Source organism: Cerasibacillus sp., from assembly GCF_036516575.1.
Classification (GTDB): Bacteria; Bacillota; Bacilli; order Bacillales; family Amphibacillaceae; genus Cerasibacillus.
This window is the reverse complement of record NZ_DATBTY010000036.1, coordinates 167,979-187,323: the sequence shown is the minus strand read 5'-3', so window position 1 is coordinate 187,323 and position 19,345 is coordinate 167,979. Positions and strand designations below refer to the sequence as shown.

Sequence of the window (19,345 nt, the reverse complement as noted above, 5' to 3'; positions counted from 1 at the left end):
TGAGCCAAGATCAAACTCTCCAAAAAAGAGTTATATTTAAACGAAGTTCGTTTAATGTTTATCTTAGCAAAATTACTTTAAGAAAAACGAGGTTGTTTTTCTTGACATACTGGTTGTTCTGTTCAGTTTTCAAAGTACAATATGATTGTCGCATTACAGCAACTTTTATATCATATCACATTGACTTATTTATGTCAACATGTTTTTTCGGAAAAGTTGTTTGCGTGATAACAGCGACTTTATTATAATACCATACTAAATTCATTATTGTCAACAACTTTTTAAGATGTTTTTTCAATGAATCCAGAAATACATTGCTGTTTTAACAGCGAATTAAACTTTAACATATAATAATAATCAAGTCAATTCTTTTTTTAATTGATATCTAATGAAATCATATATCCACATTATAATAGGTTAACCTCTTAATCACTCATCCCTTTTTAAATACGAAAGAACCTTCTAATCCACCATAATAAGATTAGAAGGTTCTTAGGAATGGGCCTGAGTGGACTCGAACCACCGACCTCACGCTTATCAGGCGTGCGCTCTAACCAGCTGAGCTACAGGCCCATATAATTTGGAGCGGGTGAAGGGAGTCGAACCCTCGACATCAGCTTGGAAGGCTGAGGTTTTACCACTAAACTACACCCGCATAATAATATTTTTCAACTAATGGTCGGGAAGACAGGATTCGAACCTGCGGCCCCATGGTCCCAAACCATGTGCTCTACCAAGCTGAGCTACTTCCCGTAACTCACAAAATGGCGCGCCCGAGAGGAGTCGAACCCCTAACCTTTTGATCCGTAGTCAAACGCTCTATCCAATTGAGCTACGGGCGCTAAAGCGACCAATTAATTATATTATATGTAGAATAATAAATCAAGCAGTTACATTATTGAAAATGAATGCGGCCGAGAGGACTTGAACCTCCACCGAGTTGCCTCGACTAGGCCCTCAACCTAGCGCGTCTGCCATTCCGCCACGGCCGCGTTTTATTATTCCATCTTAGGATAAGGATAATAAACTATCAATCCTATGGTTAATTAATAAATGAGCCATGGAGGACTCGAACCTCCGGCCCTCTGATTAAAAGTCAGATGCTCTACCGCCTGAGCTAATGGCTCCTAACAATGAAGGTTCCTATAAGATGATCCTTCAACAAACATTTTTGTTATAGCCATCCAAACAATAGATCGAACAACTATCAAAAATAAGAAAAATGGCTGGGCTACTAGGATTCGAACCTAGGCTCACGGGACCAAAACCCGTTGCCTTACCGCTTGGCTATAGCCCAATCTCTGGCGGTCTGGACGGGACTCGAACCCGCGACCTCCTGCGTGACAGGCAGGCATTCTAACCAACTGAACTACCAGACCACACCATTTCCCCAAAAAAATAAAGTGACCCGTAGGGGATTCGAACCCCTGATACCGCCGTGAAAGGGCGATGTCTTAACCACTTGACCAACGGGCCGTATAAAATATATAAAATGGCGGAGAAGGAGGGATTTGAACCCTCGCGCCGCTAATGCGACCTACGCCCTTAGCAGGGGCGCCTCTTCAGCCTCTTGAGTACTTCTCCAAAGATGGCTCCACAGGTAGGATTCGAACCTACGACCGATCGGTTAACAGCCGATTGCTCTACCACTGAGCTACTGTGGAATGTTTAAAACAACATTATACTTTTTTATATCGTTCATATCCTTTGTTTTACCCTTGCATCTGCTAGCCCATTCAATCATGACAGGTGCTTCGCTGAGCTATTGTAGAATGAGTTATTAATAGCGACAACAAAAAACATTTTACAACACTTTTCAAATCTTGTCAATACTTGTTTGGTTTATTTTTCATTAACCATAAACATCTTAATCATCTCTTCTAAAGAAGCAAGCTTTATTAATTTAACATGTTCGCTCACAAGAGTCAATCCCTTTGTAAAAAAATAACACTTTTTTTTAATGAGACGACAACTTCACTAAGAATTATTTATGAATACGCAATATTGCTGCGAAAATCAACTCATATAATTGAAGGTTGTCATGTAATAATTACATTAACAAAGGGATAGTAATTTTATCAAGATAATTCCAATATCCTTTTAGAGGCCCTAGTTTCTATTCTGGATTCATATACCTTAATCTTCCTCTACATTTTCCACAGCTATAACGCTTTAAGTTAACTCGACGCAGGCGCTTGTATTTTTGCTGGCATCGTGTACAAATATAAATATATTTCTTTTCCTTTTGTTGTGAAGGGAGCATTTTACAATGCCGTGGAGAATTAGTCATATTTAATAAGTCTTTAAATTCCTGGTCTCCATGTTTATAACCTTTTCCTTCTATATGTAAATGATAATGGCAAAGTTCATGTTTAATTATCCCAATAAATTCATCTTCTCCCATTTCTATTAAATACTTTGGGTTAAGTTCAATTCGATTTAATGATGGGATGTAACGGCCTCCCGTCGTTCGTAAACGATTATTAAAAACAACTTGATGCGTAAATGGCTTCTTAAAAAATTCCTTAGAAACCCTGTCAACTAATTCATATAATTCCTCATCGTTTAAGATGGTCAATATTAACACCTTCCTTCATTAATAAGTTTAATAATTAGTTTATCATAATTTATCATGAATGGATTTATCTGTTATTTATAATTATTATATTTATATATTGATTATTGATTAATATGTGTTACAATATAATTGTGATGATAATTAATAAAGAGGTGTTTATTTATGGCAAATAAGAAAAAAAGACTTACAACAGCAGCAGGGGCTCCTGTTTCAGATTATGAAAACTCAATGACAGCTGGCCCAAGAGGTCCTATGTTACTCCAAGACGTATGGTTTCTTGAAAAGCTTGCTCATTTTGATCGTGAAGTTATACCAGAGCGCCGTATGCACGCAAAAGGTTCTGGCGCCTACGGAACATTTAAAGTAACAAATGATATAACTAAATATACAAAAGCGAAAATCTTTTCTGAAGTTGGCAAGGAAACAGATATGTTTGTTCGTTTCTCAACAGTTGCTGGCGAAAGAGGAGCAGCTGATGCAGAACGGGATATACGTGGGTTTGCTATGCGTTTTTATACAGAGGAAGGTAATTGGGATTTAGTTGGTAATAATACTCCTGTATTCTTTTTCAGAGATCCATTACTATTTCCAGATTTAAATCATGTCGTGAAGCGTGATCCACGGACAAATATGAAAAATAAAAATAGCAACTGGGATTTCTGGACTTCCTTACCCGAAGCATTACATCAAGTAACGATTGTCATGAGTGATCGTGGCATTCCTAAGTCCTATCGTCATATGCATGGATTTGGTAGCCATACATTCAGCATGATTAATGAAGCAAATGAACGCGTATGGGTTAAATTCCATCTTCGAACACAGCAAGGAATTGAAAATTTAACAGATCAAGAAGCAGAAGTATTGATTGGAAAAGACCGAGAAAGTCATCAGCTTGATTTATATGAAAGCATCGAGAAAGGGAATTTCCCAAAATGGAAAATGTACATTCAAGTTATGACCGAAGAAGAAGCAAACCAAATGCCTTATAATCCTTTTGATTTGACAAAAGTGTGGTATAAAGATGAGTTTCCATTAATAGAAGTTGGGGAATTTGAATTAAATCGTAATCCAGAAAACTATTTTGCTGAAGTGGAACAAGCTGCTTTTACACCTGCAAATGTTGTACCTGGTATAAGCTTTTCACCGGATAAAATGTTACAAGGTAGATTATTTTCATATGGTGACGCCCAGCGCTATCGTTTAGGTGTTAATCATCACCAAATTCCTGTCAATCAACCAAGATGTCCTTTTCATAGTTTCCATCGTGATGGTGCTATGCGTGTTGATGGAAACCATGGAAGTCGTCTAGCCTATGGGCCAAATAGCTATGGTGAGTGGAAAGAGCAACCAGAATATAAAGAACCAGCACTTCCGATTTACGGAGACGGTAATCGTTGGAATTTCCGTGAAGATGATGATCTTTACTTTGAACAACCGGGACGCTTATTTAATTTAATGAATGATAAGCAAAAACAAGCTTTATTCGAAAATACCGCTCGTGATATGCAAGATGTAGATAAGCATATTAAATTGCGTCATATTTCTCACTGTTACCAAGCTGATCCAGCATATGGAGAAGGGGTAGCAAAAGCACTCGATATCCCATTAAGTGAAATAGACTCTTTAAAATAAAATAAAAACCCATTCCCTAAATAGACTGGGAATGGGTTTTTATATTGTTTTATTTTTTCTTTTCAATCATGGATAAAGCAATTCTTTCTTTATCAATATCAACATCTTGAACCCAAACAGTTATGACATCTCCGACCGACACAATATCCATTGGATGTTTAACATAATGGTCAGCCATTTTCGAAATATGGACGAGTCCATCTTGACCAACACCAATATCTACAAAAACACCAAAATCGACTACATTGCGTACTGTTCCTTCTAATTCCATACCTTCTTTTAAGTCTTCTAATGTTAGAACATTTTCCCGTAAGACAGGCATTGGTAGATCATCACGTGGATCTCGTTCAGGTTGAGCGAGTGCAGACATAATGTCTTCAAGTGTTGGAAGTCCAATTTGTAATTCATTACTGATTTGTTTTTTATCAATAGATACTAATTGATTTTTTAACTTCTCTGTACCTATATCATCGAGGTCACAACCTAACATATGTAGGAATTTCTCAGTCTGCCCATAACTTTCTGGGTGAATCGGCGTCCGGTCTAGTGGATGTGTGCCATCAATAATTCTTAGAAATCCGATACCTTGTTCATATGTCTTTGCCCCAAGGCGTGGGATATCTTTAAGTTGTTCACGGCTAGTGAACTTCCCTTTTTCATTACGGTAAGCAACGATATTGTTAGCCACCGTTTTATTAAGACCAGATACATATTGGAGCAATGATGACGAAGCAGTATTCACATTGACTCCGACTTGGTTTACTGTTGTTTCAACGACGAAACGTAATGATTCACTTAAAGCTTTTTGACTCACATCATGTTGATATTGACCTACACCGATTGATTTCGGATCGATTTTAACGAGCTCCGCGAGTGGATCTTGTACGCGACGGGCAATGGAAGCCGCGCTTCTTTCTTCAACTTGTAGATTTGGAAATTCTTCTCTGGCTAGTTTGGAGGCTGAGTACACACTAGCGCCCGCTTCATTCACAATAATATATTGGAGATCCATTCGATGTTTTGCGATTACGTCTGCAATAAATTGCTCCGTTTCACGTGAAGCTGTCCCATTTCCAATCGCAACCAATTCCACACGATATGTTGATAAGATATCCATGATTATCTTCTCTGCACCTTTCATGTCATGATGCGGTGCGTTCGGATACATGACATCAACAGCATGTAATTTCCCAGTTTCATCGATAACAGCTAATTTGCAACCTGTTCGAAAGGCTGGATCGACACCAAGTACGATTTTTCCTTTCAATGGAGGTTGCAGTAGTAGATTTTTTAAATTTGTTGAGAAGACATCTATCGCTTGTTCCTCAGCTTCTTCAGTTAGCTGATTACGAATTTCACGTTCAATCGATGGCTGAATCAAACGTTTATAACTGTCTTCAATAGCTTCTGATATAAGTGTTTTCACATCTTGAGCTGTCGACTGCTTAATAATATTTTTATTTAAATGCTGTAAAATGAATTCAATCGGTGGCTCAATCGCAACGCGTAGAACACCTTCTTTTTCCCCGCGATTTAGTGCTAGTGTACGATGAGATACAATTGATTGAACCTTTTCATTATAATCGTAGTACATTTCATACACTTTTTTCTCATCTTTTTCTACAGCTTTTTCACTGGAATGAATCGTACCTCGCTTAAAGGTTTCAGAACGAATCCATTCTCGATAAGTCGGATTGTCCGAGATCCACTCGGCTAAAATATCATTCACACCTACTAGAACATCATCAACTGTATGTAAATCATGTTCTTCGGAAAAGTAGTTTGCCGCTTCATGCTCTAATGCAACATCTTCTTGTTTCCAAATCATTTCCGCTAACGGTTCTAATCCTTTTTCTTTCGCAATCGTAGCGCGTGTTCTTCTTTTTTGTTTATATGGTCGATAAAGGTCTTCCACACGTTGTAATTGAGTAGCAGCTTGAATATCCTTTTTAAGTTCATCTGTTAGCTTACCTTGTTCATCAATTAAGCGAATAACTTCTTCCTTTCTATTCGCTAAATTCTCTGCGTACTCCCATTGATCTTGAATTGCTTTGATCTGGACTTCATCAAGACCACCCGTCAATTCCTTACGATACCTTGCAATAAATGGAACGGTATTGCCCTCATCGATTAATTGAATGACCTTTTCAACGATTGGTAGCTTGACATGGACATCTTTTGCTACCCATTGTAATAACTTTTGGTTAAGATTCGACATCTTTTTCCTCCTTCACTTCTTTATTATCTTATCAAAAATCATCCATTCTTTCATTGACATATTCGCTGTTTAAACAAAAAAAACGGCCGTAGCCGACAAAGTCGTTTAATCTATTATTTCTGTTAAATCATTTCGGATAACATCACGTAACCTTTTTAATGCCTTACGCTGGAGTCGTGATACGTGCATTTGTGAGATGCTTAGCTGTTTACCGACTTCACGCTGTGTTAAATTTTCAAAATATATTTGGCGGATGATTTGTTGCTCGCGCTCAGATAGTGTTGAGAGAATTGTTTTAAAAAACGCCTTTAATTGAACTTCCTCAAAACCTTTTTCCTGTTTACCGATTATATCTAATAATGACTGACTGCTATTCTCACTGTCTTTAAATTGATAATCCATCGAAATCGCTTGATAGCTTCTTCCCATCTCAAGAGTTTCTAAAATCGCTTCTTCAGTTACCTCTAGATATGATGCAATTTCATTTATTGTAGGCGAACGATGATATGTGTTTGTTAAATGCTCAACCGCCTTATTAATTTTAGGGTTTAACTCGCGAACTCTTCTTGGTACATATACACTCCATGTATGGTCACGTATATAACGTTTAATTTCTCCAATAATCGTCGGGACAGCAAATGATTCAAATGGTTTCCCGAAATGCTCATCAAAGCGATTGACAGCGGATAACAAGCCAACCATTCCTACCTGGACAAGGTCTTCATAAAACGAATAAGATTTAGCATATCGGCGAGCAAGTGAACGAACAAGATTCGTATAATGAAGAACGATTTTTTCTCGGGTTTCTTTATCATCAGGATTTTCTTGTATTTGTTTAATCCAACGATATACTTGTTGCTGATATTTCGTTCCCACCTTCGTCCACCTCAGTTTCACGTTTGTATTTTGTCATGAGAACGAGGACGCCATAATCATTATTGATTTCTACTTTGTCCATCAATGCGTCAATTAAAAAAAGTCCAAAACCTCCTTCTCGTAAAGTCATAATTGATTCACGTGGTTGGTAAGGTCCAATTTTTTCCTTGATATCTTCAAACTTAAAACTTTCCCCATGATCGGAAACCATTATTTCCAATTTATTACTATATATTCCGAAGCCAATATTTACCTCTCCAGTTTCATTCTCGCCATAAGCATGCTTTACAGTATTTGTAATCGCTTCAGAAATAGCAATTTTCAAATCCTCAATCTCGTCATAATTAAATCCCATGCGACTTGCAATACCTGAAACACTTAAACGAACAACACTGACATATTCCGCTTTAGCGGGTATGCGCATTTCCACAAAATCAAAGGTCTTCATTTCGATCATCACCTCGTTTTTTCTGCTATATCCATTATTTCATTTAATCCAGTGATTTTAAACAGACGTAGAACGCGGTGATTCAAGTGGATGAGTTTTAAATGACTACCGTGTTTTTTTGTTGATTTTAAAGCACCGATGAATACTCCTAAACCCGTACTATCCATATAACGGACATGATTAAAGTCCACTTCAACAACCGTGCCTTCTTTTTCTGTTAAAGGAATGAGCCTCTCCTTCAAATCATTCGCCGTGTACACATCGATTTCACCAGACAGACATACAATTGATTGCTGCTCTTTCTCTAATACATCAATCGTTAGATTCATTAATTGTTTCCCTCCCCATTATGCGAACAGATCCGAACAAAGTAGACAACCTACATGTACCCTATTCTTTATATCTTGAAACACCTTTTATAGCTTTCGCAAAATAATAAGTGTAAAGTCATCCTCTTGGTAATAATCTGATAATTTTCTAAAATGTTGATACACATTTTCTACGATTTGCTGTGCTTTTAAATGAATTGAATTCTTTATAACTCTTAAAAGCTCATCCCTTTTAGCAAATTGGTCACCCTGCCTATATTCTGTAACACCATCTGTTAGCAATATAACCATATCGCCTTTTTTCAATTCCCGTTCATATTGTAAATAATTAACATCAGCTGAAACGCCTAATACAAGGCCTTTTGCTCTTAATTCATGGAACGTCTCTTTCTTTTTACAGTAATAAATGCCTGGTTCATGCCCAGCAGATGCATATGTTAATATGTTGTCTCTGTATTTAGCATATATCATCGTTATAAACATGCTTGAATCAACGTTTAATTCGACAACATGATTTAACTGACGCAAGATGTCATTCGGGTTCATTAATTGTTCTGGAAAACTATCCATAGCATACTTAATCATGGACATACAAAGAGCTGCCGGAATACCTTTCCCGATTATATCCGCCAAGGCAATTCCGATACTACCATCTTTCCCAGCTATAAAATGATAGTAATCACCGTTCATTTGCTTTGCTGGTACACTTATAACACCGATATCTAAATCATTTACTTTTGGGAGGCTTGTCGCTAATAATATTTTTTGTATATTAGCAGCAAGTGATATTTCTGTTCTCATAGCGAGTTGTTTTTCACGTAATGTTTCACTTTCTTGGATCGCCAGTCCGTAAGAAATCATCGTCTCGAGCAAAAACTGACACATATATAAAACTTCACCATAAATAGCTGGATATGTTTCACGTAATTCTTGTACATGTAAATCAATTATTTCTTCAGGTAGAATATTTTTCTTAATAAAATTACGGGTTAAACGGCCTGCACGATATAAAGCGCTCTCATCTTGTGTTAAGATGTATTGTTTTAATAGTTGTTTGTATGTTTTCTTATCAAGTAGTATTGTGTCCATCTGTTCTCACCCTTCTGTCTCATCACTTACTTGACCCATTTGATGAATTTAATGCGTGTTCCTTCACCCACAATAGATGTTATTTCAAACTCATCCATCATTCGTTTAATTCCGGGTAAGCCAGCACCTAAACCAGCTGATGTAGAGTAACCGTCTTCTAGAGCCTGCTCGATATCCTTAATGCCAGGTCCCGTATCACTAGCTATGATACGCAAACCTTTTTGCCCCGTGCTCTCCATAATTTGAAAGCAAATCTGCCCCTTGTCAGCATACAAAAAAATATTATAAGCTATTTCTGAAATTGAAGCGGCAATTCGCGCGACCTCGAGAAGACCGAACTGTAATTGTTCTGCAAATTGACGGCCAACTTTGCGAGCATGGATGATATCCTTCTCTAGTTGAATGCGTACAGAGGATTGGCAACCCAATATCTTCACACTCCTTCAGCTAAGCATTATTCTATTTTTCTAAAAATTACCTTAACTCACTATATTATTTTCATTATAAACAGATGAACTTTTTTATACAACCCCTATTTATAAATAAATACAAAAAAACCCCGTAGCTTTACACCAAGGGGATCAAACAGTGATCTATTTGCCGTGATTCTCATACAAGTCCTTTAATCCTAAACTAACTTCCAATGCATGGTTTATTTTTTTCATCATTTTATCGTCTAACTTCGTAATCCGATCAGTTAGACGTTGTTTATCCAATGTACGAATTTGCTCTAATAAAATAACTGAATCCCGATCAAAACCGTACTTTTTCGCATCAATCTCTACATGGGTTGGTAGTTTAGCTTTTTGAATTTGTGCGGTAATAGCCGCAACAATGACAGTCGGACTAAAGCGATTCCCGATATCATTTTGCAGGATCAGGACTGGGCGAACTCCTCCCTGTTCTGATCCAACCACTGGAGAAAGATCAGCGAAATATACTTCGCCTCTTTTTACACCCAAATTATTACACCCCTATCACAGTTCGTTCTAGGGTGACTTCGGCCTCCTCTTCAGCCTGAAAAGCTTCTGAAGCAATCTTAAGGTTAATCCTTGCCATCTCTTCGTAACCTTTTTGCATGGATTCATAAAATTTATGAAAATGCTCCTGTTTTTTTGCTTCCAAATAGTTTCTTGTAGCCTGACAGATGAAATCACTGAGGTCTTTATTTTCGTATTTCATCACACCATCCACCTCATTCAATAGGTTTTTCGGCATTCTTACCAAAACTTCTTGCAAGCTTTCTGACAAAACCATGCACCTCCACCAACATTTGAACGACCATTATGAAATCATTACAATAATATCATTACAGCGAATGAAATGCAAAGCGATACCTTAACTTTTTGAAAAAAATATGTCTAAACTTGTCCTACTAACTATCATACTGCCTAATCCTGTTAAATATACTTTCTTGGGATACGTTCATTGAGCATACATGTCACTTCGTATGGAATTGTCCCTAGATAATCGGCTATATCATCGACTTCAATCTCTTCTTGTTGATCTTTCCCGATCAATGTTACTTTTGTGCCGATTGGATATGATTGATCAAGTCGAATCATCATCTGATCCATACAAATCCGACCAATAATCGGGCATTTCTTACCATCGACAAGGACATGAAAATCTTGTAACTCCCGTGACCAGCCATCACCATAACCAATTGGTACAGTTCCAACCCAGCCTTCTTCATTAAATGTATACGTACTTCCGTAACCAATTTTAGCTCCTTTTGAAACCCTTTTTACATGGGTTAGCTGACTGTAAAGGGAGAAGGCGGGTTTAAGTGAAATAATCTTTTGAGACTTTACCCATGGTGATGGATACTGACCATACATAGCAATCCCGAAACGTATATAATGTTGCATCTGTTCCGGAAAACGAATGGCAGCTGCACTATTACCTGTATGAATATGAATAGACTCTGCCCCCTGCCACTCTTTTTGAAAAATATCTAGTAATCGAGAAAAGCGTTCTGTTTGCCCATGATAATAAGTGAGATTCTCCTCATCTGCTGAAGCGAAATGAGTGAAAACACCGGTTAATTTGACATGCGGAATTTGTTTAAGAGCAGTAAGAACATGACTGAGGTCTTGTTCTGTCCGAATACCGATTCGTCCCATTCCCGTATCCCATTTCATATGGACTTTCAGATCATCGGTAAGCGAAATCTTCCCCACCTCTTCTAACCATTCTTCTTGAAAAAAGGTAAGCGTAATATGATGACTAGCCGCTACTGGACTGTCTTTTGGGTCAACCCATCCGAGTACTAATATAGGTGCCGTAATGCCCGCACGCCTTAGAACTAGTGCCTCTTCTAGTAAGGCTACAGCCAATGCTTTAGCTCCTGAAGCGAGGGCTTTTCGAGCAATTTCTACACTACCATGACCATATCCATTTGCTTTAACAACTGCCATAATTTCCGTTCCTGTTGATAATGTTTTTTTGATTTGTTTAATATTATATCCAATTGCAGCTAAATCTATTTCTGCCCATGTCGGGCGATATAAAGTTGCTACCACATTTGACACCCCTAAACGTTTTGTATCTATACCATATTATTTCTCTTTCTTTAGAGGCTGTCAATCATCGATATATAGAAGAAAATAAGAAGCAGACTCATTATGTAAGAGACTGCTTCAGTATCTAAAACTACTTTACTTCTTGTTGCACGACAGATTTGGCAACTTCAATCAGTTCCTCTCGTGTCAACTGATCACTAGCTAGATAAAAATCAGCTCCATTGTAATTCCACTCAATCATACTATTTGATATTGCACCAATTGAATGACCTAAATCAATCATTTCTCCGCTCACTTCCGTGAACCCAGCCGATGATGGTACTGTCTCCTTATGCTCTTGTACTAAGGTGAATGCCTTTTCACCGTCATAAGTCATAATTAATCGCGTGCCATTTTCAATGGTTAATTCTTTTTCCTCCTGTAATTCTGCCCCCGCTGTAAACTCAGGATACATAATTGAAAAGACTTGTTCTGTTTTTTCTCCAGTGTTTTCTGCTTTATCCTCGTCCGTCTGAGGATGATCGTCTAAGGCGAAATCTTTTTCGTTAAATTCAGGATTCAACTGGAATTGTTCAAACTTTACTTCAACGACCGGCTTCTGGTCTGTATCAAGCACCTTAACTAGAACAGGTGTATACGTCTTTTTATCTACATAAATCTCTTGATACGGTAAGTTGTTATTACTTTGATAATTTGTTTTAGTTGTGAACAAATAGTGGGTATCCGTCACTTGGAAATTACTCTCTTTATCTTGTTGAATATCGTTCAATAGCGATTGATACAAATAAGATTGGCTACTATTTTCTGGCCATTCTGATTGGAATTTAAAGCTTTTATCTAATGCAGGTGTTACAACGAAGACCCCGTCTTCATTTTTTAAAATGACTTGATTATTTTTTTCATCCTCTTGATTAGAAAGGGCTACCCGGTAAAAGTCATCTTTCTTATGCCAAACTTCTATTTGATAAACTTGCTCTTCTTTACCAGTGTTCATTCGCATCTCGGCTTTTGTTTTATACCCTTTCATTTCCTGCAACTGCTTATCCATCCGCTTCATAACTGACTCTTGAGATTTCTCTCCACATGCTTGCAAAAAAACTGCAGCACCTAAGACAATCGCCAAAGTAATCGTTAGTCGTTTCATCATAGTCATATCTCCCCTGTCTTTCATCACACACCTATCTGTTTCTAGATGACGATGAATTGATTTTCCGCTTGTACTCATGTATCTGTAAAGAATATATGAGACAACCCATTGCATTATGCTTAGACAAGGAATAAAAGTTTTTTTATGTTTCAACTTAACCGTTTTATTTTGCAATTATCACCTGTGCGAGAGCATAGGATTGACTATGAGTAATCGAAATGAATATTTTCTCCGTATCAAATCCATTGACATTGATAACCGGAGCACCGAGTTCATTAGAAAGGACTTCGATATCTTGAAAACTCAGCGTTCCAATTCCGGTTCCAATCGCTTTAGAAAAAGCCTCTTTTGCAGCAAATCTCCCCGCTAAAAATTCTGCTTTTCTCGTATTGCTTTTTAATGTGAAATAAATCTGCTGCTCCGCTTTTGTTAGTATCCGGTCTATAAACCGTTGATCCTGTATATGTTTATGAATGCGCTCAAGTTCAATCAAATCAATTCCAATCCCTTTTATCATAAAGACAGCCCTTCTCTCTTCATTTCATTGTATTATTTTGGTATTTTAAAATATAATAAAGGAGACTTGGCTCAGGTGGAGCTTTGACCACATCTGAACCTTTGGCGCACACTTAACTCCCACCCTTAGAGGTGGGAGTTTTAGCAACGCCGTGAAGATCAATCCGTCATGACTCATTTAATATTATAAAGGAAGGATGCCACGAATGTTTATCCGAACCGAAAGAAGTGTAAAAGAGTTTATTCAATTTTACCCTGTTGTATCACTTCTCATCATTATACATCTCTTATTATGGGTTATCATTGACTTTTTGCAACTGCCGATTGGGCAAGATATTTATATGTGGGGTGTAGCAATTAATGGATTCATCCATGCAGGAGAATATTGGCGATTATTCACAGCTATGTTTTTACATGCTGATCTAATGCACACCTTATTTAATTCATTTTCATTAGTTTTATTCGGTCCAGCACTAGAACAAATGCTAGGGAAAGTTAGATTTATCATCGCCTACCTTTTTGCGGGGTTCGTTGGTAATATCGCGACATACGCCTTCGATCCAATGGCTATTGATTTTGCACATCTCGGTGCATCGGGTGCGATTTACGGATTATTTGGGATGTATATCTATATGGTTTTATTCCGTAAAGATTTAATTGATATGCAAAGTGCCCAAATGGTGACGGTTATTTTTTTAATCGGTCTGATTATGACATTTTTACGCCCTGGTATCAATGTTAAAGCACATATCTTTGGTTTTATCGGTGGCATTGCGGTGGCGCCTCTCGTTTTAAAAGGTGCTCTCCCATTCTCGCCTTGGCGAAATAAGAAAGCACGTATATTTACAGCCCATGATGACCATCAAGAGATTAAATTTGATCCAAATCGCTGGAATAAGAAAAGAATCGTTCCAGGTAAAGTAAAAAAGAATTTACCATGGATTTTTCTGGGGATTCTTTTGTTGTTCGGATTATTTAATTGGCTCGGTATTCTATAAAAAAAATACGCAAGTGAAGATTCTGCTCTTCCTTGCGTATTTTCTCTTTTAACCACGATTACGTCGATGACCGCCCTTAAATCGGCCCTTTCCTCTACCTTTTCCCTTTCCGTAAAAGCGCTTTTTATTAGAACGACGTTTTTTATCACGATGATTCTCTGCTTTTTTTACACTAACTGGAGCAATCGATGAAATCCTAACCGGAACAGCATTTCTTTCTTTTGTTAGCATCTTTAAGGCTGCTGCAATAACGGTAACCGAATCATGTTCTTCCAGTAATTCAACAGCTGTCTCACGGTAATCTTGTAAATCATGCCCGTTAATTTGTTTGATGATTTTCTCTGCTGTTGCTTGTTGTTTACCACGAACCGCTTCCTGGTGGGTCGGTGGAGATAAGCGTTTCATTTTACTCTTCGTTGTCGCTTCAATTAATTTCAAATGTGCAATTTCACGTGGTGTAATAAACGAAATTGCTTCTCCAGTTCGACCAGCCCGACCTGTTCTTCCAATGCGGTGAACATAGCTTTCTGGATCTTGTGGAATATCGAAGTTATACACATGAGTAACACCGGAAATGTCGAGGCCACGTGCTGCGACATCTGTTGCTACTAAAATGTCAATACGACCATTTTTAAATTTTTTGAGAACAGACATCCGTTTTCCTTGTGTTAAATCACCATGAATTCCTTCTGCTCTAAAGCCTCGCACCTGTAATCCTTCAGCAATTTCATCAACACGCTTCTTTGTTCGACTGAAGACAATGGACAAATCTGGGTCATGAATTTCTAGGTGATTTGTTAACGTATCAAATTTATGACGTTCTGGAATCTCAATAAAGTATTGATTAATATTTTCGACCGTTAATTCTTTTGCTTTCACTTTTACTTCTTTCGGGGTTTTCATCATATTTGTAGCAATATCGCGTATTTCTTTAGGCATCGTAGCGGAAAACAATAACGTTTGACGCTCCTCTGGAATGCTCTTTAAAATATCACGAATATCATCGATGAATCCCATGTTTAACATTTCATCAGCTTCATCAAGTACCGCCGTTTGTACATCATCATTACGGATGGTTCGGCGACGGATATGGTCCAATAATCTACCTGGGGTTGCAACGACAATATGTGGTTTGTCTTTTAATGCTCTAATCTGTCTCCCCATATGTTGGCCACCGTATACTGGTAAAACACGTACACCTTTTATTTTACCAATTCGATTTAGTTCTTCCGCCACTTGAATGGCAAGCTCACGAGTTGGTGCAACGACTAAGCCTTGAATTGTTCGTTCTTTTGGATTAATTTTTTCTATCATTGGAATTCCAAATGCTGCTGTCTTACCTGTTCCAGTTTGCGCTTGTCCAATGACATCATTTCCTTGCATTGCAAGAGGAATTGTCTGTGCTTGAATGGGTGTTGCCTCTTCAAAACCCATTTTCTGTACTGCTTTTAATATGGGTTGTGAAATACCCAATCCATCAAATGTTGTTGTCACGTTCTATTTCTCCTTTATTATGTCAAAAAATTTATCAATAAGTACGATATATTAGAAAAGCTCACTGATTCATCAAATGATGTTGCGAAAGAGGTTCTTCAATCTTTCCACTCAACTTGTTGTACCTGCATACATTTTCTAACAAAAATATCCATCCATTAATTACAATGACACATTTATTTAATAATAACATACTAATAAGTTCTATAGCTACTAGTTGCTATGTGATATCATTTATGGCATGGTTATATTTATTAAGATGTTTTACTTAATCGGTATGATAGGATGATTTCTTGCCAATGAATAGTGATAAATAGATAAATATAAACGAAACATACAGACGAGAGGGAGTGTGTTGCATGCGATTGCCACCATTTAATCCCTATTTAGCCGTCATCATTGGTGTTATTTCTGTATCCACTTCTGCTGTGCTCGTTAAGTTAGCTGATCAAGCACCTGCTCCAATCATTGCTTATTATCGGTTACTTTTTGCAGTTTTACTCATGTCACCTTTGATTATTGCTAAATACCGACACGAATTCAAGCTTGTTGAAAAAAAGGATTGGATTTTCTCTATTTTTGCTGGTATCTTCCTAGCATGCCATTTTATATTATGGTTTGAATCTTTGAATTACACTTCTGTCACAAGTTCCGTTGTCCTTGTGACATTGCAACCAATTTTTGCCTTTTTAGGAACATTTCTGTTTTTCAAGGAAAGATTTACATTTGGTGCTGTTATTAGTATGATTATCGCACTGTTTGGAAGTGTCATTATTAGTTGGGGTGATTTTCAAATTAGCGGTGCCGCCTTATTTGGTGATATACTTGCTATTCTTGGAGCGATAACAATGACCGTTTATTTCCTACTCGGCCAAAAAGTACGAAAGCGTTTATCACTTATGACATATACGTTTATTGTCTATGGATTTAGTACAATTACCTTGCTCATATATAACCTGATTCAGCAACATCCATTCACTGGATATCCACCTAACTACTGGGGGATTTTCCTTGCCTTGGCTATTGTCCCTACTTTTTTTGGGCATACATTATTTAATTGGGCTTTGCGATGGTTAAGTACTGCTACAGTTTCTATGGGTATTGTTTTTGAGCCCGTTGGCGCGTCTATATTAGCCTATTTCTTCCTAGGTGAAACAATTACTTGGGCTCAGTGGCTAGGTGGTACAATTGTTATATTCGGCTTGTTTTTATTTATTTTAAGTACATCTAGAAAACGAAAAGTAACCATCTCACGAAAAAGGGAAATTTAACATTTTTATCTTGAGAATTACTTTTTGCGATAAACAACTTGATGTACCGTCCCTAAAAAAAGGATCAACCTTAATCATAAACTGATATACTATTATTAATTGATAATAAAGCAGGTGGGAACACGATATGAACATTCAATTTATGACAGACGGTGGAGCAGATATTCCAAAACGTATTTCCAATATGTTAGATATTGAAATCGTTCCGCTCTACTTACACTTTAAGGACCGAGAATATAAAACTGGCGATATTGATATGGTGTCCTTCTTTCAAAAAATTGCAGAAACGAAAGCTTTACCGCGTTCAGCTGCACCAAGTCCGCATGATTTTTATGAAGCATATAAAAAAGTTGATCCAAAACGCCCTATCATTATGCTTAGTTTAACGAAAGGGCTGAGTAGTACGTATAATCATGCTGTACTTGGTAAAGACATGCTGCTAGAAGATGAGCCTGAACGTCAAATTGCTGTGATTAACACGAAGACAGCTTCATGTGGTATTGCTTTATTACTTCATGAAGCAGCAACGAAAGTTGAAGAAAACTTTACATTTGAACAATTAGTTAGTCATTTAGAAGAAAGAGTTGAACAAACGACCACATTATTCGTTTTAAAGACATTAGAGAATTTAATCCTAGGTGGTCGGTTAGATAGAGTGCGTGGCACAATCGCAAAAACTCTAAATATTAAACTTTTAATGAAAGCAAATGACGAACGTGGTGACATTGATGTCATCGAAAAAGTACGGGGGAATAAAAAGGCAATTAATCGTTTTATTGAACAAATTGGTCTACACGCCAAAAACTTTGAGAATAAAATTATTACGATGACGCATTGTAATGATGAGCCAAGGGCTAAAAAAGTATTAGATGCCATTACTGAAAAATATCCTTTTAAAGATGCCTATCTAACTGAAACAGGTCCGCTCATTTCAACTTATGGTGGTGAAGGAGCCCTCGTCATCTCCTTTTTTAACAAATAAAAAATGTCATATGTTCCATAATCTTGGTGGGACATATGACATTTTTTTAGATTGGCTGATTTAAAAAATCATACACCATTTTAATCAATACATCGCGGTCATTGCCTAAACAGATAAGATGTTCTGACCTATCGAAAATAACCACTTCTTTTATTTCAGATGCCAGTTCTTTTTCTAAATAATAAGCCGTTTTATAGGGAACCAAGCTATCTTCTTGACCATGTGCTATAAAAACAGGTACTTTCACATCTTTTAAATATTGACGTGTTTGATGAACTAATTTCATAAACTCAATATTTGCCTGTAACGGAACCTGTTCTAGCTTATCTTTGTAGTAATTAAAATATTTATTTTCTTGTAAATTACCTTTTAATCCATCTTCAATGACCTCACCAATATTAACAATAATTTTCCCAAAAGATAAATATTTTCCAGCAGTAGCCAATAAAATGAGACGATCGACTTTATACTTAGCAGTTAGATAGACACTGATCATGCCGCCCATTGAAAAGCCGATGACATAAATCGTATCACACGTCTCCTTTAATGATAAATACGCTTCTTCAGCCGCTAATAACCAATCTTCATAAGTAAGATCAGCTAAATCTAATGGTTCACCATGCCCTGGTAATAAGGGAACAACAATTTCCCAATCCGTATGTTTCTGCAAATAAGCCGTTAATGGTGCCAGTTCATGTGGTCCACCAGTATAACCATGGATCAATAAACAGCCTACCATTTCCATTCCCCTTACTCTTTATCAAATTATAATAACTAGTATATACCAATCAGTATATACATGGAAATTTATCCACTTTTCGTATACTTTATTTTTATAAAATTATTCTTGACGGGGGGTGGTGAAATTCTTCATAAATGAACCAAATTGTTTAATAATCGGACTAACTTGATGATAAATACTAGCGACTTGCCCGACCGTGGATAACATTTTATCAATATCTAGCTGACCATTGCCATCATAAAAATATTCCAAGAAACCATTTCCTGATTGTTCTTGTTCTATTTGAGACATATTTAATGGTGATTCTAATGGTTGATTATAATAGGGTGGTGAAAATGGCACAGGCTGGTGGTAATCGGGTGGTTGGACAACTGGATTTAAATAGGATGATTGGCTTGTTGTATATTGCCATTCACTATTTTGTTGATAAGCACTTGGTGAAGGTGGATAACTCGGATTGGGCTTATGAACTGGATAAAAAGGGTCTCTATACATAAATA

At 37.1% G+C, this 19,345-nt stretch carries 19 protein-coding genes and 11 tRNA genes; 4 read left to right on the top strand and 26 right to left on the bottom strand.

The window, feature by feature from the left end:
* Positions 1–499 precede the first annotated feature (499 nt).
* From VIG73_RS07095 to VIG73_RS07040, 12 genes are all read right to left on the bottom strand, one after another.
* Positions 500–573, bottom strand: a tRNA-Ile gene (locus VIG73_RS07095).
* A gap of 8 nt (positions 574–581) precedes the next feature.
* Positions 582–655, bottom strand: a tRNA-Gly gene (locus VIG73_RS07090).
* A 21-nt stretch (positions 656–676) separates the two neighbouring features.
* Positions 677–753 (bottom strand) — tRNA-Pro (locus VIG73_RS07085).
* Between the two features lie 12 nt (positions 754–765).
* Positions 766–842, bottom strand: a tRNA-Arg gene (locus VIG73_RS07080).
* A 67-nt stretch (positions 843–909) separates the two neighbouring features.
* Positions 910–992, bottom strand: a tRNA-Leu gene (locus tag VIG73_RS07075).
* A gap of 62 nt (positions 993–1,054) precedes the next feature.
* Positions 1,055–1,127: transfer RNA gene (locus tag VIG73_RS07070), tRNA-Lys, on the bottom strand.
* 96 nt (positions 1,128–1,223) lie between these two features.
* A tRNA-Gln gene (locus tag VIG73_RS07065) sits at positions 1,224–1,297 on the bottom strand.
* A gap of 5 nt (positions 1,298–1,302) precedes the next feature.
* Positions 1,303–1,379: transfer RNA gene (locus VIG73_RS07060), tRNA-Asp, on the bottom strand.
* Positions 1,380–1,404: 25 nt separating this feature from the next.
* Positions 1,405–1,476, bottom strand: a tRNA-Glu gene (locus tag VIG73_RS07055).
* 17 nt (positions 1,477–1,493) lie between these two features.
* Positions 1,494–1,584, bottom strand: a tRNA-Ser gene (locus VIG73_RS07050).
* Positions 1,585–1,589: 5 nt separating this feature from the next.
* A tRNA-Asn gene (locus VIG73_RS07045) sits at positions 1,590–1,664 on the bottom strand.
* Between the two features lie 452 nt (positions 1,665–2,116).
* Entirely contained in the window at positions 2,117–2,578 is a 462-nt protein-coding gene (locus tag VIG73_RS07040; RefSeq protein WP_331640385.1) for a SprT family protein, read from the bottom strand.
* Positions 2,579–2,740: 162 nt separating this feature from the next.
* Between VIG73_RS07040 and VIG73_RS07035 the strand changes: the two genes are divergently transcribed.
* Positions 2,741–4,210 (top strand): catalase, encoded by a 1,470-nt coding sequence (locus VIG73_RS07035; protein ID WP_331640383.1) that lies wholly within the window; start codon positions 2,741–2,743, stop codon positions 4,208–4,210.
* Between the two features lie 49 nt (positions 4,211–4,259).
* Here VIG73_RS07035 and VIG73_RS07030 read toward each other — a convergent pair whose 3' ends face one another.
* The 11 genes from VIG73_RS07030 to acpS all read right to left on the bottom strand — a co-directional run bounded on the left by VIG73_RS07030 (position 4,260) and on the right by acpS (position 13,359).
* Positions 4,260–6,428 carry a Tex family protein gene (locus VIG73_RS07030; protein WP_331640381.1) on the bottom strand — a complete coding sequence of 723 codons (2,169 nt, stop codon included), beginning with the start codon at positions 6,426–6,428 and terminating at the stop codon, positions 4,260–4,262.
* Between the two features lie 105 nt (positions 6,429–6,533).
* Positions 6,534–7,304, bottom strand: a complete 771-nt coding sequence (gene sigB, locus VIG73_RS07025) for an RNA polymerase sigma factor SigB (RefSeq protein ID WP_331640379.1) — start codon at positions 7,302–7,304, stop codon at positions 6,534–6,536.
* Complete coding sequence (gene rsbW / locus VIG73_RS07020; RefSeq protein ID WP_331640377.1) at positions 7,264–7,752, bottom strand: anti-sigma B factor RsbW; 489 nt, start codon at positions 7,750–7,752, stop codon at positions 7,264–7,266. The genes sigB and rsbW overlap by 41 nt, the downstream gene beginning before the upstream one ends.
* A gap of 8 nt (positions 7,753–7,760) precedes the next feature.
* Entirely contained in the window at positions 7,761–8,081 is a 321-nt protein-coding gene (locus VIG73_RS07015; protein ID WP_331640375.1) for an STAS domain-containing protein, read from the bottom strand.
* An 87-nt stretch (positions 8,082–8,168) separates the two neighbouring features.
* Positions 8,169–9,170, bottom strand: coding sequence for a PP2C family protein-serine/threonine phosphatase (locus VIG73_RS07010; RefSeq protein WP_331640373.1), 1,002 nt, complete (start codon positions 9,168–9,170; stop codon positions 8,169–8,171).
* A 26-nt stretch (positions 9,171–9,196) separates the two neighbouring features.
* On the bottom strand, positions 9,197–9,607 hold the full coding sequence (locus VIG73_RS07005; protein WP_331640371.1) for an anti-sigma regulatory factor: 411 nt from the start codon (positions 9,605–9,607) through the stop codon (positions 9,197–9,199).
* A gap of 156 nt (positions 9,608–9,763) precedes the next feature.
* A complete protein-coding gene (locus VIG73_RS07000) occupies positions 9,764–10,132 on the bottom strand; it encodes a type II toxin-antitoxin system PemK/MazF family toxin (RefSeq protein WP_331640369.1) in 369 nt (122 codons plus the stop codon).
* Positions 10,133–10,136: 4 nt separating this feature from the next.
* Positions 10,137–10,421, bottom strand: coding sequence for an antitoxin (locus tag VIG73_RS06995; RefSeq protein WP_331640367.1), 285 nt, complete (start codon positions 10,419–10,421; stop codon positions 10,137–10,139).
* Positions 10,422–10,570: 149 nt separating this feature from the next.
* Complete coding sequence (gene alr / locus VIG73_RS06990) at positions 10,571–11,695, bottom strand: alanine racemase (protein WP_331640365.1); 1,125 nt, start codon at positions 11,693–11,695, stop codon at positions 10,571–10,573.
* A 130-nt stretch (positions 11,696–11,825) separates the two neighbouring features.
* Entirely contained in the window at positions 11,826–12,842 is a 1,017-nt protein-coding gene (locus VIG73_RS06985) for an outer membrane lipoprotein carrier protein LolA (protein ID WP_331640363.1), read from the bottom strand.
* 163 nt (positions 12,843–13,005) lie between these two features.
* The gene (acpS, locus tag VIG73_RS06980; protein ID WP_331640361.1) at positions 13,006–13,359 is read right to left on the bottom strand and encodes a holo-ACP synthase; all 354 of its coding nucleotides are present in this window, start codon (positions 13,357–13,359) and stop codon (positions 13,006–13,008) included.
* Positions 13,360–13,564: 205 nt separating this feature from the next.
* Between acpS and VIG73_RS06975 the strand changes: the two genes are divergently transcribed.
* On the top strand, positions 13,565–14,356 hold the full coding sequence (locus tag VIG73_RS06975; protein ID WP_331640359.1) for a rhomboid family intramembrane serine protease: 792 nt from the start codon (positions 13,565–13,567) through the stop codon (positions 14,354–14,356).
* Between the two features lie 48 nt (positions 14,357–14,404).
* Here VIG73_RS06975 and VIG73_RS06970 read toward each other — a convergent pair whose 3' ends face one another.
* Positions 14,405–15,790, bottom strand: a complete 1,386-nt coding sequence (locus VIG73_RS06970; RefSeq protein ID WP_331640401.1) for a DEAD/DEAH box helicase — start codon at positions 15,788–15,790, stop codon at positions 14,405–14,407.
* Between the two features lie 419 nt (positions 15,791–16,209).
* On the opposite strand from VIG73_RS06970, the gene VIG73_RS06965 reads away from it, so the two are divergent.
* Both VIG73_RS06965 and VIG73_RS06960 read left to right on the top strand, forming a co-directional pair.
* Positions 16,210–17,121, top strand: coding sequence for a DMT family transporter (locus VIG73_RS06965; protein WP_331640357.1), 912 nt, complete (start codon positions 16,210–16,212; stop codon positions 17,119–17,121).
* A gap of 127 nt (positions 17,122–17,248) precedes the next feature.
* A complete protein-coding gene (locus VIG73_RS06960) occupies positions 17,249–18,103 on the top strand; it encodes a DegV family protein (protein ID WP_331640355.1) in 855 nt (284 codons plus the stop codon).
* A 46-nt stretch (positions 18,104–18,149) separates the two neighbouring features.
* On the opposite strand, the gene VIG73_RS06955 is transcribed toward VIG73_RS06960, so the two are convergent.
* Both VIG73_RS06955 and VIG73_RS06950 read right to left on the bottom strand, forming a co-directional pair.
* Positions 18,150–18,842: an alpha/beta hydrolase gene (locus tag VIG73_RS06955; RefSeq protein WP_331640353.1), complete on the bottom strand. Its 693-nt coding sequence runs from the start codon at positions 18,840–18,842 to the stop codon at positions 18,150–18,152.
* A gap of 102 nt (positions 18,843–18,944) precedes the next feature.
* Positions 18,945–19,340: a YppG family protein gene (locus VIG73_RS06950; protein WP_331640351.1), complete on the bottom strand. Its 396-nt coding sequence runs from the start codon at positions 19,338–19,340 to the stop codon at positions 18,945–18,947.
* Between the last annotated feature and the right edge of the window lie 5 nt (positions 19,341–19,345).